The sequence below is a fragment of the Chitinophaga sp. YR573 genome (assembly GCF_900110995.1).
Taxonomy (GTDB): domain Bacteria; phylum Bacteroidota; class Bacteroidia; order Chitinophagales; family Chitinophagaceae; genus Chitinophaga.
This window is the reverse complement of sequence record NZ_FOJF01000001.1, coordinates 1,713,258-1,727,707: the sequence shown is the minus strand read 5'-3', so window position 1 is coordinate 1,727,707 and position 14,450 is coordinate 1,713,258. Positions and strand designations below refer to the sequence as shown.

Here is a 14,450-nt window from a genome sequence, read left to right as displayed (position 1 = left end):
ATATATAGCTATTTACCACATCTTCTTTTTTCTCAGATCTTTAGGCCCCAACCCAAACCGTCTCTTAACTGCAAAGGAAAAACTGGAATAATCTGTATATCCAAAACTTGCAGCCAGATCCTGCAGAGGAATATCCGTTTCTGTTAGCTTTCTGTAAATGACTTGCATGCGTGCATTCAGGAAGTAGTCGTATATAGTCACCTGATGTTTAGTCTTGAATATCATTTCCAGTTTTTTCTCATTGGTACCCGCGTATCTGGCCAGTTGTTTTAATGTAGGAGGAGTGGGGCTTTGTAAATGAGCTAATAAAAGGGCTTCGGTTTTCTCTGCTCTTTCATTATCTGATAAACCAAGACCACTATTCTTTGCCAGATTTTGGGAGAGCATATCCAGCGATTCAATGATCAGTTCTATAGTTTTCTGCAGGTGATATTTTTCCCTGGCTGTATTTATCAGCTGACGATCGGTTATATCTTGTACAATGTTACGTAGCCGCTCATTTACTATAATGCTTTGATCAAACAAGGCCACTGAATTGCCGGATGTGGTTTGCTCTATGAAGCGTTGCGCCTCCGGGAAACTATCGTTCAACTCTTCCAGTTCAGTAAAAGGGATATGTATATTAAGTGCCACATATAGCCCTGGCGTTTTGAAACGGATGAGGTGATTGAGCCGCTCGCATATTATGATGTTCATCTGATGATTAGTAGTCAGGAATTCCTGACGGTCCAGCACATAGAACATATTGCCCTGTATAGTATAATGCAGGAGCAGGTCATTAACAGCAGCCTTAACCATGAATGCAGTTGGCCTGGTAATTACATAGTGGCTGATCCAGGTAGTGAACCTGTCATTGGCAATCTGCTGATACAGGATGAAACCATCATTATCGTATGATGCATGATAAGCATGTGCACCATGTAGTTTGTAATCTGAAAAGGCTTCAGGAAAGCCATCTCTAAATATCAGTGGTTGCCCTGATTGGGTTTTAATGGACAATGGTAATCGCATAGAAGTTAGCTACAATTACATCAATGGATGCAATGTAAGGAGAGAGACTGCAACATCACTATCACTTAGCAAATAGGATATTGATCTTCATAATATTCTATAACGAACTTGTCCATTTCATCTGAAGTATCAGATCATAGGGCGTCATCATTTTTAACATATGCGTAAACGTTTTTATGCTGATGTAGAAATGTTGTCTGAAACTGGCTACCAGTTGTACTGCCGGTATATAGAATATATAAGCAAGCTCAGGCAATGAATGGTCTTTAAAGGGATATTTAACCAATAACCTACTTTCGCAGATGCAGTCAACAATGTGAAAGCACTCTATGGCGCCGGTTCATTCTGGTAAGATGTTTTATCCCCCGGCTGGCCTGGCTTTTTACTGTATGGAGCTGCACATTTAATTCTGCTGCAGTTTCCTTGTGGCTTTTTTGCTGCAGGTAAGTCAGTTTCAATACTTTCCGGCAGGTATCGGAAGAAAGATTGTTGATCGCCATTTGCAGCTGGTGGTTTAATTCCTTTTTTTCCAGTGATTGATAACCTGTTTCGTCTGTCACTGGAAATGGGGTAGCGGCAAGAAATTTTTTATTGGATTGTTTTTTTCTTATCCTGGTGGTAAATTGAAAATGTACAGCCTTATATAAGAACCCTTTAAGCGACGTATTAATGTCGATGTCAGCTCTTCGTTTCCATAACGAAGCAAATACCTCCTGTACGATATCTTCAGCTTCCTGTTGTTGTAGTATTTTGTGATATGCTTCCAGGTGAAGCATCGGCTGGTAATGATTATAAATGACGGTAAAAGCAGTTTGGTCATCCTGTTTTATCCTGGCAAATAATTCTCGTTCATTATAGTTCATAATGATGATACATGGTTTAAGACAGGTATCTTGTATGCAATTTAAAAAATGGGATTTTTAATTCAGTTAATACAACGTTAATGAGAATGAATTGAAGAGGGATAAAGTTAAAATTATGTTAATCCGAACCGGTTGCGCAACTATTTACCTCGTTGAGATACCTTCATTCTTTAAACAAAACACCAAACATATTTCAGCATGAAGTTATTTAAGAAAACGCTGGCCGTTTTTATTACTTGTTGTTTATCCGTTGGATTCCTTTATGCCCAAAGTGGCACAACATGGAAAATGCAGCCGGTAGGTATACAAACCCGATGGGCTAAAGATGTAAGTCCGGAAAATGTACATCCGGAATATCCCCGTCCCCAGATGGTACGTACACAATGGGAAAACCTGAATGGATTGTGGCAGTATACTATTACTGAAAAGGATGCAACTATGCCTTCTCAATATGAAGGACAGATATTGGTGCCCTTCCCACTGGAATCGGCATTATCCGGCGTCAAGAAAAGTTTATTACCCTCTCAGTTATTGTGGTATAAGCGTACGCTTACCAGGCCTGATACGAAAGGTAACAAACATGTATTGTTGAATTTTGGTGCAGTTGACTGGCAATCTACCGTGTTCATAAATGGAAAGGAAGTTGGAGGCCATACTGGTGGTTATCAAAGTTTCTCTATTGATATAACTGATGCCTTAAAGGATGGTGACAACGAACTGGTTGTACGCGTATATGATCCTACAGATGAGGGGAGTAATCCTCACGGTAAACAGGTATTAAATCCACAGAATATTTACTACACTCCCAGTAGTGGTATCTGGCAGACGGTTTGGCTGGAAACAGTACCTGCTGTCTCTATTGCCGGTTTGAAAATGACACCGGATATTGATAAGGGAGTGATGAATATCACCGTAAACGCACCTGCCGGTAGTAGCGTAGAGCTTGTGGCAAGTGAAGCAGGAAAAGAAGTAAGCAAGATAAAGGGGAAGGCTGGTGTAAATATTGCATTGCCAGTAAAGAATGCAAAATTATGGTCACCGGATAATCCATTCCTGTATGACCTTTCAGTGAAAATAATGAAAGGCGGAAAAGTGGTAGATGAAGTGGCCAGTTATTTCGGGATGCGTAAAATTGCCATTCAGAAAGATGAAAAAGGACAGGAACGTATCTTCTTAAATAATAAGTATACTTATAACCTGGGTAATCTCGACCAGGGATTCTGGCCCGAGGGTTTAATGACTGCGCCTACTGATGAAGCCCTGAAGTTTGATATCGAAGCAAGCAAAGCAATGGGCTTTAATACGATAAGGAAACATATTAAAATAGAACCTGCCCGCTGGTATTATCATGCAGATAAAATAGGGATGCTGATATGGCAGGATATGGTAAATGCTCCACATGGTATGCCGGAAGGAGCCAAAGCGGAGTTTGAGAAAGAAAGTAAAGAGAACCTGGAGCAACTGCATAACTATCCAAGTATTACTACCTGGGTATTGTTTAATGAGCAATGGGGATCTTATGATCAGAAACGTATGACGGAATGGGTTAAATCCACTGACCCTTCCAGGATTGTGAATGGTCATTCCGGAGAATATATATTTATCAACGGTCAGGAAAGCAAAACAGGGAAAGAGAACTGGGTAAGCAGTGATATGACAGACGTACATTCTTATCCTGATCCTATGATTTCTCCTGCACAAGCTGGTAAAGCAAGGGTGCTGGGCGAATTTGGGGGTATTGGTGTGTCAATTCCAGGCCACCAGTGGACGGCACTGAAAGGTTGGGGTTATATCCAGGTTTTACCTTCACAGTTACAGGGGAAATATGCGATTATGAACCAACACCTGAAATTACTGGAAGCAGAGGGCTTAAGCGGTTCTATCTATACAGAACCTTTTGATGTGGAAGGAGAGGAGAATGGTTTGATCACCTATGACAGAGAGGTTATCAAAATCCCTTTTGAAGAATTGAGAAAGATCCATGCACCTCTGGTACATAATATCGGTACTATACCGGTGGTAACAGCTAAAATAGCTGATATGTCTGATCCCGGGATGAAATACAGCGGGTTATTTCAGGAGTACATGAATGGTAAGAGAGAGCCTGCGTTTCTGCATGCTCTTGCAGAAATGTCCATATTCGTGAGTGACAAACCCGGAGGAGCAATGGTGGGTAATGATTATATCGCAACACTGAAAGCCCCTTTAACAGAGGAGCAAATCAGATTTATTGCTCAGTTTACCAAAAGCACAACAGATCCGGGATTTGCTCTTATGAATGCCAATCAGACAGATTTCAGAAAAGTGCTGGGAGATCGTCAGCTCACTGTGAGTTTAATGAACATGATCTTTAACGGGGAAATAAATCCTTTAATGCAGGGGAATAATAATGTGGACTGGAAAGCTATTGAAACGAAGGTAGCAGGTTATGGTACTCCGGGCGATGAAATTTATTTGAGGGCTAAGGCTATTTACTATTATAATAAACAGGATTGGGCAGCTTATGCACCGGTGGCTACGAATTATTTAAGTAAATATGGAAGCAATATATCCGAGCAGGAACGCAATATGTTCCAGGGTGCTGTAGATAGAGCGAAACCATAATTTTTTCCGGCTATGGGTTTACCTTAAACCCATAGCCGGATATTTAAATATAGACTTCAATTTGTACTCCAGGTAGGTTCTCCCTTTTTCATCTTTGCTAATGTTGCATTAAATTCATCAAAGAAATACCCTTTATTTACACCATTTTTTTGCGCCAGGCTAATTCCCGTTGCAATTGCCTTTTGCTCTGTAGCAAGGGCTTCTTCTACTCTTCCTAATTTGTATAGCAGGTTGGCATTAGTATCATAAGCTTGCATGATTGCATACTCGTTTCCTTCAGTAGACATAGCTAATTGTAAAGACTTGTCACTCCAGGTAAGCGCTTTAGATAATATGCTTTTATCATTACAATGCAAAAAGATATCCCAGGCATCCCCATTTAAATCACCGGCATCAATAACAGTTTGCTGCTCCATTTTATGGTCTTTGAGTTTTACGTATCTCGGCCAGTCTTCTATACGTCTGTAAAAGCTAATTTGAGCATCAGGAACAACACTTTTAGTATAACTATGATTGTATTTTTTGTCAATGGCTGCACTCATTTTCTGCCAATCGGGGTTTTTAGTGACAGGTTTATTGCCCTGCCATAATTTCTTTTCTATTTCTTCTTTTGTAATAACGGATTTAACCAACCCGTCTGATAGTCCCTGATGATTACAGATTTTATCAACCTGCTCTGCCTGATGATAAAATAACTGGAAGAACTTATCTTTTGAGTGAAGCAGATCAGGATATTTATTGATGAAATCAATATGTTCCTTATTAAGCAACTGGACAGTAGCTAATTTGTCTAAATAGTTTTTCTTATAATCCGCTGCTATTATATGGGAAAACTCCTTGTCTCCAAAGTCATTTACTGCAACAGCTAACTCCTGCATTGTAGTATAATCCTTTTTACCTTGCCGGTAGTTTGCCAGTAAAGTATAATATTGCCTGGAAGGATTAAGCGCATCAGTTAGAAGTGTTATAAAAACGGGCTCGTCTTTATAACCCATGTCCCGATGTACTATTTTTCCATCCGGGGAAAAGAATAAAAAGGAAGGCAACCCAGTTATTTTATATTCCTTCTGGATATTATGTGCATCCTCATACCAGGCTTGTATCTCTTTGCTGTCCTTCCGACTCTTGTCAAATTGTACTTTTACTGCAATAAATTTGTCATTCGTGACAGCAGCTACGTTTTCTGATGGGTAGATGCCACTATCCATAGCTTTACAGGGCCCACACCAGGTAGCATAACAATCCAGGAAAATATATTTATTTTCTGCTTTAGCTTTTTCTTTCACCTGCTGCCAGCTAAGCCCCTGTTCAAATTTAATTCCTTTATCCTGAGCGGTTAAGGTAGATATGATGAACAGGCAGGCAATAAGAGCTACAATCAATTTTCTTATCATTCTTATAATTTTAGTACCTGTCAATTGCATATACAGATCAAACGTAACATCATTTTAGAGGAAGGCCTCTTTGTGTGTGGAATTCATATGGATGTGGTAACTTTTTTTCTTATCTCCTAACTTTTTTAGGGAACCATGACATTATCTTTGAATTATTACATCATGTTAATCCACAGAATATCTCGCCATGAAAAAATCCATTATCATTGAAATCATTTCAATATTATTTGCCTTATTATTTTTATATGCTGCTGTTGGTAAACTGATGGAGTATAATTTTTTTAAAGGACAAATAGGCCTTTACCCGGTGTTGAAACCTATAGCCCCACTTATAGCATGGTTTTTACCGGTATCAGAAATTATAGTATTCGCTTTATTGCTGGTTCCTGCCTGGCGGTTAAGAGGATTATATGGCGCATTGGCGTTGATGATATCGCTTACAGGGTATGTTGTTGGTATACTCACTTTGAGTAAACGGCAACCCGCTGGTCTCGTTGTTCCAGAGTTTTTGTCATGGCACCAGCAATTGGCATTTAATATCTTTTTTTTAGTGTTGGCAGTAGTAGGTATTGTACTGCAAAGAAAGTCGCCTCGGTTGGCTGTATGAAAAAGCCAACTTTGTTAATATTGTTGATTGGCCCGTGCAGCTGGCGAAGAATGTAATATAATGAATAAAAGAATCCCGGCTCTTTAACCGGGATTCTTTCATTTGCCATTAAATATTCTTCTAAATTTAAACCTTCATACCAGCAATTCTTTAAAGAATTGCAATAAAGAACTGAAAGACCATGAATGCTTTCGATAATAAATCAATTAGCCTCTTCCTTAATTCCCGCGGGCCAAATGAGAATCTTTTTTTTACCGCATATGAAAAACTGGAATAATCCGTATACCCAAAATCCTCTGCAATATCCTGCAATGGCATTGTTGTTTCCGTGAGTTTTTGATAAATGATATTCATACGGGCATTCTGAAAGAAGTCGTATATAGTTACTTTATGCCGGCTCCTAAAAATATGTTCCAGTTTTTTCTCATTGACACCAGCAAAGGCAGACAGTTGTTTTAACGTAGGAGGACAAGCTTGCTGCAAATGGGTCAGCAGAAACACTTCTGTTCTTTTACCCTTTTCATGGTCGGCAGGAGTAAGCCCATCTTTATCGATCATATAGCGGGATAACATATCCAGTGATTCTATGACCAGTTCGCCTGTTTTCTGTACACGGTATTTTTCCCCGGCGGAACTTAGCAACCGGCGTTCTGTTATATCCTGTACAATATTACGTATACGGGTATGTGTTATCATGTTTTGTTCAAGCAGCATTACAGCATTCCCGGCATTAACCTTTTCCAGGAAACGCTGCACAACCGGAAAACTGTCGTTGAATTCTTCCAGTTTGCTAAGGGGGATATGTACGGTAAGAGCTGTATAGACGCCAGGTAGATTAAAGCGGATGATATTACAAAGTCGGTTAGCAACCAGCAGGTTCATCTGATGTTCCTCTGTTTCTACTTCCTGCTGATCTATCAGATAAGACATTTTGCCTTTGATAGTATGATGCAGCAGGAGGTCGTCTACATTAGCTGTTACCACAAATTCAGCCGGACTGGTAATAATAAAGTGGTTCATCCAGGCAGTATAACCATTACTGGCTACCTGTTGATATATGAGATATCCGTAACTTTTATTGTGTGCATGATAAGATTTTGCACCGTGGATCTCCTGGTCTGAAAATATTGCTGGCAGATTGGGTGTAAAATGCACAGGATTTCCATTTTGGGTTTTGATTGACAATGGTAGAGGCATGGTAGGGTCGATATGATTTAAATGTAAATTAGGTAGCAATGATGCAATATTATCACATCTGTGGAAGGATGAACGTTTTTTCCGCGATATCCGGAAATTATTCCCTGTCTCCTAAGTAGAATACTGCCAGCATTTTTACCTTCGAATATATATTATATCAGCATAAAGAACCGTGCCTCAAAATCAAAATATGCTGAAAGCCATGTTACCCAAAGCATAAGACCCACAATATGGATACTATAAGGAAAAAAGCCATCATTATTGGTGCTGGCCCTGCAGGCTTAACTGCTGCCTACGAGATGTTAAAACGCACTGATATTCTGCCTGTCATTCTGGAAAAAAGTGATGATATAGGCGGCATCTCCAAAACTATCAATTATAAAGGCAATCGTATGGATATCGGCGGTCACCGGTTCTTTTCCAAGTCGGACAGAGTGATGAACTGGTGGATGAATATTATGCCCCCACAACAGGAAGCGGGATCTTCCTTTACTATTAAATATCAGAATAAGTCCAGGGAAGTGAATGCGAATGGTACTGTTGCCGGAGATCCCGATAAAGTAATGCTGGTGCGCAAACGCTTATCCAGGATTTACTTCCTGCGCAAATTCTTTACCTATCCCATCACCTTATCAATAGAAACCCTCCGTAAACTAGGCGTCGGAAGGACGATTGCCATCCTGTTTTCCTACCTGAAAGCACAGTTATTTCCAAGAAAACCGGAAAACAACCTGGAAGATTTTATGATCAACCGGTTTGGGAAAACATTATATGAGCTTTTTTTCAGAGACTATACCGAAAAGGTATGGGGCGTTCCCTGCCGGGAGATCCCCGCAGAATGGGGTGCTCAGCGCATTAAAGGGGTAAGTATCCGCAAAGCACTCCAGCATGCCATTAAAGAAGCCACAAAGGCCAAGAAAAAAGTAACAGGGGATATTGCCCAGAAAGATACCGAAACAAGCCTTATTGAGCAGTTCCTGTACCCTAAGTTCGGACCGGGGCAATTATGGGAAGAGGTGGCCCGCCAGGTGCAGGAAATGGGGGGTATTATTCATATGCACCATAGCGTAAAATATATTTACACCGGATATAACAGGGTAACTGAAGTGATTGCCATTAACCAGGAAACAGGGAAAGCCCTGCCGCTGGAAGCGGATTACTTCTTCAGCACTATGCCTGTGAAAGAGCTGATAGCCGGGATAGCAGGCCCCGTTCCTCCCCGGGTAAAGGAAATCGCCGCCGGATTGCAGTACCGGGATTTCATTACCGTCGGCATCCTGCTCAAACGTCTTTCATACCAGGATAAACATACCGGTGAATGGAAATCGCTGAAACTGGAGGATACCTGGATCTATATACAGGAAAAAGAAGTGACAGTAGGAAGATTACAACTCTTCAACAATTGGAGCCCTTATATGGTTAATGATCCGGATACCATATGGGTAGGAATGGAGTTTTTCTGTAATGAAACAGATGCTTTCTGGAAATTACCTGATGCTGATATTTCAGCACTGGCGATAAAGGAATTGGAGAAAATAGGACTGGCCACCGCAGAAAATGTGTTGGACAGTACCGTATTAAGAGTAGAAAAAACATATCCTGCTTATTTTGGTGCTTATGCACATTTTGATAAAGTGAGGGCTTATACAGATACACTGGAGAACCTCTTCCTGGTGGGCCGTAATGGAATGCACAAATATAATAATGCAGACCATTCCATGTTGACTGCAATGGTAGCCGTAGATAATATCATTGCAGGTATCACCTCCAAAGAGAATATATGGGCAATTAATACAGAACAGGAATACCATGAAGAGAAGACCGCAACCGACACACCTGCAGCAATACCGGTGAGTCAGGTTCGGTCTTCCTTTAAGGATAAAACAACCAAACAGGTGAACTATGACAATTAAACAACCCTTACTACCCCGTGAATTCGGGCAATATATATGGCATAACAGGGAGAATCGTATCTCCCTGTTATTGTCAGTTACTGCTGCCTTAATCATCTTTTTTGTATTCAAAAAACTATACCCGTTCCCCAATTTCCTGCCGGATTCCTATTCCTACCTGGATGCCGCATTTAACAATGTCAATATTAGTATGTGGCCGGTAGGATATTCAAAGTTCCTGCGTTTTATCAGTGTATTTAACCGTTCTGATACAGCAATGGCCCTGGTCCAGTATTTATTGCTACAGGCAAGCATGCTGTTTTTTCTGTTCACGATACGTTATTTGGTACAACCCGGTAAATGGGTGATGAGAATCCTGTTTGCTTTCATGGTATTAAACCCACTATGGTTTTATATCAGCAACTTCGTTTCCAGTGATGCTTTGTTTGCAACTTTAAGTGTGTTATGGTTGACCAGCTTACTCTGGATCCTGTACCAGCCGAATTTACGTATGGTAATCCTGCATGCGCTGGTATTGGGCTTTGTATTTTCTGTCCGCTATAATGCGCTGTATTATCCTTTTATCAGCATATTTGTTATTATACTGACAAAGGGAACCGTTAAACTAAAATTCACCGCGTTGGGTATTATCCTGCTGCCAGTCTCCTGGTTTGTAATTTATACTACCTGGATGTATCAGGAAAAAACGGGTGTAGCACAATTCTCAGCTTTCGGCGGCTGGCAGATGGGCAGTAATGCGCTGTTCATGTATGCGCATGTTCCTCCTGATTCTACGAAACCTGTTCCCGCTCAATTCAAAAAATTACACGGGATCACGATCAAACATATGGACTCCCTGCGGCATGTGAAACAACGACCGGATGATAGACTGGGGATCTATTACCTGTGGGATGAGAAGGCGCCGTTGAAAATGTACATGGCACAAAAATATAAGAAAGACAGTACTACAGCCAATCTGAAAAGATGGTCAAGTGTAGCGCCATTATACGGGAACTATGGTTTCTGGCTGATCCGCCAATATCCTGCTGATTTTGCCCGTTATTACCTGTGGCCCAACCTGATAAACTATTATTCCCCTGCTGTTGAATTCCTGGATATAGATAATATGGGGAAAGATTCGGTAGACCAGATGGCGGTTGTTTGGTTTGGTTATAAAACACCCAAAGTGACCTCTTTGTCGAAAGACAGAAAGATCCTCCTGACAGCGGCTTTCCCGCCTATACTGGCCGTAATCAATATTGTTTTCTTTATGAGCTTTATATGTTTCCTGCTCCTGGGTGGTTTTGCAAGAGTGAGCCCTTATTACAAAAAAGTCTTGCTGGTTATGCTGCTGGTATGGATCTCCAACCTGGTATTTAGTGTGGTAGCCTCACCTATTGTATTACGCTATCAGGCATTCCCGTTCATTATTACACTTGCTTTTGGTGGATTATTGCTGGGATATGTGATTAAGGAGAGTTTTGTTGCCAAAGAAGAAAATGTAAACCTTATCCCGGGCGAACCCGGGATAGGATGACAGGAAGTTTTGGGGGAAACATCAGGAGGATAAAAAAGTTGTGTCTTATAATGTCACTTACCTGGGATAAAATAAGTGTGTGGACTTAAAGTTGCACTACCTTTAAAAAAGTAACATCCACACACTTATTTTTCTGTTTTCATTTCTTCCAGTGCAACTTTTATGGCCGGTTTATTTTTTTCAACGACCAGCACCAGTGCTTTCTCTTCCCATTCAATGGCTTCCTTTGTCTTTCCCAGCTTATAGAGTCGCTCCGCATTTGCACTCATAAATACCCCGAAAAGATTCAGCACATTGGGAGATACCTTTTCGCCATACTTCATAATATAAGGATCAATGGCTGCGGAAAAATTATTCCAGTCGTTATTATTCAGGCTATATAAAGCCCTGGCTTTCAGATAGATTTCCTCCCCCGGATCGCCGTATAACGTGATAATATGTTTTTCGAACATGGTCCAGTTGGGGGTATTATCCTGACTGGCGATGAAAGGCATGATCTCGTCCTGGAAAATAATGCTCATCACCTTTAGTTCCGCCTGATTTTGTCCTAATACGGCATCAATCCGCGTCCTGTTCTTAAGAAAGAACTGGAATCCCGGGTCGATTACACTGTTGGTAAACTGACTGATGAATTGAAGATTTGCAGGGGTATAGAGATCAGGTACCGTTTTAATAAACTCTCCACTGAGCCTTGAAGCATTCTCTTTATCATTCACCCTTACCGCCATCTGTGCCAGGCTACGGATGAATGCAGGATCTTTTTTACCCTGTTTATATTGCGCCAGCAATGCGGCATATTGATTATCCGGGTTGGCAGTATCGGCCACGACGGTAGTTTGCCAGTTCACTGCACCAAAATGTGCAGAAACTATCAGGGGTAACAGGCAACAGAGTAAGATTTTCATGGCTATATTTTGGGTAAGATAAAGTAGCCTAAAGACGGAATATAATTGTTAGGAGATAGCGAATAAATAATTCGCTATCTCCTAAGTGCTGCCATGTGTAGTAGGTCTAATTTTACAGACGTAAATTTCCCCAGTATGAAGTTGTTAACCGTATTGATATTAATGATTGGTTTGTCTGGCTGTTTTGCTAAAGAACGTACTACAACCGGAGAACGGGTGGGTACTAAAATGCCAGCGTTTAGTTTGTTGCTCAGTGACAGTACTACCTATTTAAGTACAGAGAATATTCCTACCGGAAAGCCGGCAGTATTCTTTTATTTTGCTACTTATTGTCCTTACTGTCGTTCGCAGTTGGAAGATATCATTAAAGACATCAATAAATTTAAAGATACCCATATTTATATGGTGACCAACTCTCCCTATTCAGAAGTAAAAGACTATATCAAAGAGTTTAAGCTGGATAAATATCCTAACATTACTATGAATCTGGATTATAAAAATTTCTTTATTGATTCTTTTAAAGTAAGAGGAGTTCCTTTCATGGCACTGTATAACGGAGATAAGAAATTGCAGGAAACGTTTTCTGGGAAGGTGCCTACCCGCGATCTATTGAATAACCTCGACAACTGATGCATTGATCTTTTTTAATACTGCCACAGGAATTTTCATCACTTTCCGGTCGTAAGTCATTAACCCGTTCTCCTCGGATTCAACATCATAAGGTTGGGTATAGATAGACCCTGAGAGTCCGTCTTTTTGATAACGGCATAACTTACGGATCATATATGCATACTGACTGGCAAACTCCGTTGCCGGAACATCCAGGTATCCCCAGCCTTTGGAAGCATTCCACTGATGACCGGGAGTGATGACGCGTACACCACCCCATTCTCCCAGTACACTGGCCTTACCGGGTAAAGTAGGTGCCAGCCCCGGCCCCGGATAACGATGTATATCTGTAATATCACTGCTGATCCACATATCCTTTAATAAAGGAGGGCCATCTTCATCAAGATTCGCCCCTGAATGCCCGTTCACCAGTCGGGAAGGATCCACTTCTTTTACATATTCAGTCAGTCTTTTCTGATCATATCTTCCCCATCCCTCATTAAAAAGTACCCACATTACAATAGATGGAAAGTTATGCAACTGCAATATATTATCCTCATTCTCCGATTCAAATTCAGCTGCTGAAAAAGCAGAATAACTGGCGCAGGTAATCATATCCTGCCATACCAATACACCTAATTTATCTGCATAATAATACCAGCGATCAGGTTCTACTTTCACATGTTTCCGGATAGTATTAAATCCCATGTCTTTGATCGTTTGTATATCAAATATCATAGCGCTGTCTGTTGGCGCTGTATATAAGCCTTCCGGCCAGTAGCCCTGGTCCAGCACTCCCAGATGAAACAGGTATTTATTATTAAGATATAATCTTTCATTTTTTACTGAGATTTTCCGCATACCAAAATAGCTGTACACGGTATCGACCACCTTACCTTTATATAATAATCTTACAGAGAGATTATATAAAAAAGGATCATCGGGGCTCCATAAATGAGGGTTCTCTACCGGTAATTCCAGTAAAGCTCCCGGGGCACCGGTAATAGTAGAAACAGTATTGTTGGAAGTAGTAGCTACCGCTTCTACGGTATAATCTTTTGAAGTTCCTGCGGTGAATACATACAGCTCTAAACAGTTGGCATCAATATCGGGTGTCATATACAATGTACTGATATAGGTAGACGGTACTGTTTCCATCCACACGGTCTGCCATATGCCACTACAGGCAGTATAGAGAATATTCCTGGGACGTAATGTTTGTTTGCCATGAGGATTACTGCCAATATTAGTAGGATCGAACACACTTACCACCAGCTCATTTTCACCATCCTTCAATGATGCGGTAATATCAAAAGAGAAATGCTGATAACCGCCCAGATGTGAACCAATGAGTTTTCCGTTCAGATAAACAGTCGCTTTCCAGTCTACCGCGCCAAAATGTAACAGTACGCGCTGACCATTCTTCGTATCAGGTTTTGTGATGCTCCGTTTATACCATAACCGTTGCATAGGGTAAAAAGCTTGTTTGACTCCGGACAAAGCAGATTCAATGGGAAAGGGTACAAGTATTTCACCATCAAACACCGCAGGAAGAGGTGCATCCCAGTCTGTAACAGCATATTTCCATAGTCCGTTCAGGTTTTGCCAGTTGTTACGTACCATTTGCGGACGGGGATATTCGGGCAGTACATTGCCCGGGTCTACCTGTTTAGCCCAGCGGGTTTGCACTGGTATTGGCTGCATGCGCCAGCCGGAAGTAATGGTATTTGCCTTTGTATAAATGGGAATGAGCAGGAGAACAAAGATCAGGTGCTTCATGGGTTATAAAAATGATGTCCCGATTAGAAAATCAGGACGTTATTTTTCCTCA

The 14,450-nt window shown here is 40.9% G+C and carries 11 protein-coding genes; 5 read left to right on the top strand and 6 right to left on the bottom strand.

From position 1 onward, the window contains the following. Positions 1-12: 12 nt before the first annotated feature. Together BMW86_RS07265 and BMW86_RS07260 are read right to left on the bottom strand one after the other, a co-directional pair. Positions 13-1,011 carry a helix-turn-helix domain-containing protein gene (locus BMW86_RS07265; protein ID WP_089780390.1) on the bottom strand — a complete coding sequence of 333 codons (999 nt, stop codon included), beginning with the start codon at positions 1,009-1,011 and terminating at the stop codon, positions 13-15. 308 nt (positions 1,012-1,319) lie between these two features. Then, entirely contained in the window at positions 1,320-1,874 is a 555-nt protein-coding gene (locus tag BMW86_RS07260; protein WP_089780389.1) for an RNA polymerase sigma factor, read from the bottom strand. 198 nt (positions 1,875-2,072) lie between these two features. Here BMW86_RS07260 and BMW86_RS07255 point away from each other — a divergent pair, with 198 nt between their 5' ends. Continuing rightward, positions 2,073-4,478, top strand: a complete 2,406-nt coding sequence (locus BMW86_RS07255) for a glycoside hydrolase family 2 protein (protein ID WP_089780387.1) — start codon at positions 2,073-2,075, stop codon at positions 4,476-4,478. A 56-nt stretch (positions 4,479-4,534) separates the two neighbouring features. On the opposite strand, the gene BMW86_RS07250 is transcribed toward BMW86_RS07255, so the two are convergent. Then, positions 4,535-5,872 (bottom strand): thioredoxin family protein, encoded by a 1,338-nt coding sequence (locus BMW86_RS07250; RefSeq protein WP_177189182.1) that lies wholly within the window; start codon positions 5,870-5,872, stop codon positions 4,535-4,537. 187 nt (positions 5,873-6,059) lie between these two features. Between BMW86_RS07250 and BMW86_RS07245 the strand changes: the two genes are divergently transcribed. Further along, positions 6,060-6,479, top strand: coding sequence for a MauE/DoxX family redox-associated membrane protein (locus BMW86_RS07245; RefSeq protein WP_089780384.1), 420 nt, complete (start codon positions 6,060-6,062; stop codon positions 6,477-6,479). A 150-nt stretch (positions 6,480-6,629) separates the two neighbouring features. On the opposite strand, the gene BMW86_RS07240 is transcribed toward BMW86_RS07245, so the two are convergent. Beyond that, the gene (locus tag BMW86_RS07240) at positions 6,630-7,676 is read right to left on the bottom strand and encodes a helix-turn-helix domain-containing protein (RefSeq protein WP_089780382.1); all 1,047 of its coding nucleotides are present in this window, start codon (positions 7,674-7,676) and stop codon (positions 6,630-6,632) included. 230 nt (positions 7,677-7,906) lie between these two features. Between BMW86_RS07240 and BMW86_RS07235 the strand changes: the two genes are divergently transcribed. Together BMW86_RS07235 and BMW86_RS07230 are read left to right on the top strand one after the other, a co-directional pair. Beyond that, positions 7,907-9,589: an NAD(P)/FAD-dependent oxidoreductase gene (locus BMW86_RS07235; protein ID WP_089780380.1), complete on the top strand. Its 1,683-nt coding sequence runs from the start codon at positions 7,907-7,909 to the stop codon at positions 9,587-9,589. After that, entirely contained in the window at positions 9,579-11,105 is a 1,527-nt protein-coding gene (locus BMW86_RS07230; protein ID WP_089780378.1) for a hypothetical protein, read from the top strand. Before BMW86_RS07235 ends, BMW86_RS07230 begins: the two co-directional genes overlap by 11 nt. A 125-nt stretch (positions 11,106-11,230) precedes the next feature. On the opposite strand, the gene BMW86_RS07225 is transcribed toward BMW86_RS07230, so the two are convergent. Further along, positions 11,231-12,010 carry a hypothetical protein gene (locus tag BMW86_RS07225; protein WP_089780376.1) on the bottom strand — a complete coding sequence of 260 codons (780 nt, stop codon included), beginning with the start codon at positions 12,008-12,010 and terminating at the stop codon, positions 11,231-11,233. A 135-nt stretch (positions 12,011-12,145) separates the two neighbouring features. On the opposite strand from BMW86_RS07225, the gene BMW86_RS07220 reads away from it, so the two are divergent. Continuing rightward, positions 12,146-12,640: a TlpA family protein disulfide reductase gene (locus tag BMW86_RS07220; RefSeq protein ID WP_177189181.1), complete on the top strand. Its 495-nt coding sequence runs from the start codon at positions 12,146-12,148 to the stop codon at positions 12,638-12,640. Here the strand turns inward: BMW86_RS07220 and BMW86_RS07215 are convergent. Beyond that, positions 12,617-14,398 (bottom strand): glycoside hydrolase family 2 protein, encoded by a 1,782-nt coding sequence (locus BMW86_RS07215; protein WP_089780372.1) that lies wholly within the window; start codon positions 14,396-14,398, stop codon positions 12,617-12,619. The two genes, BMW86_RS07220 and BMW86_RS07215, sit on opposite strands and share 24 nt — an antisense overlap. Positions 14,399-14,450: the final 52 nt, after the last annotated feature.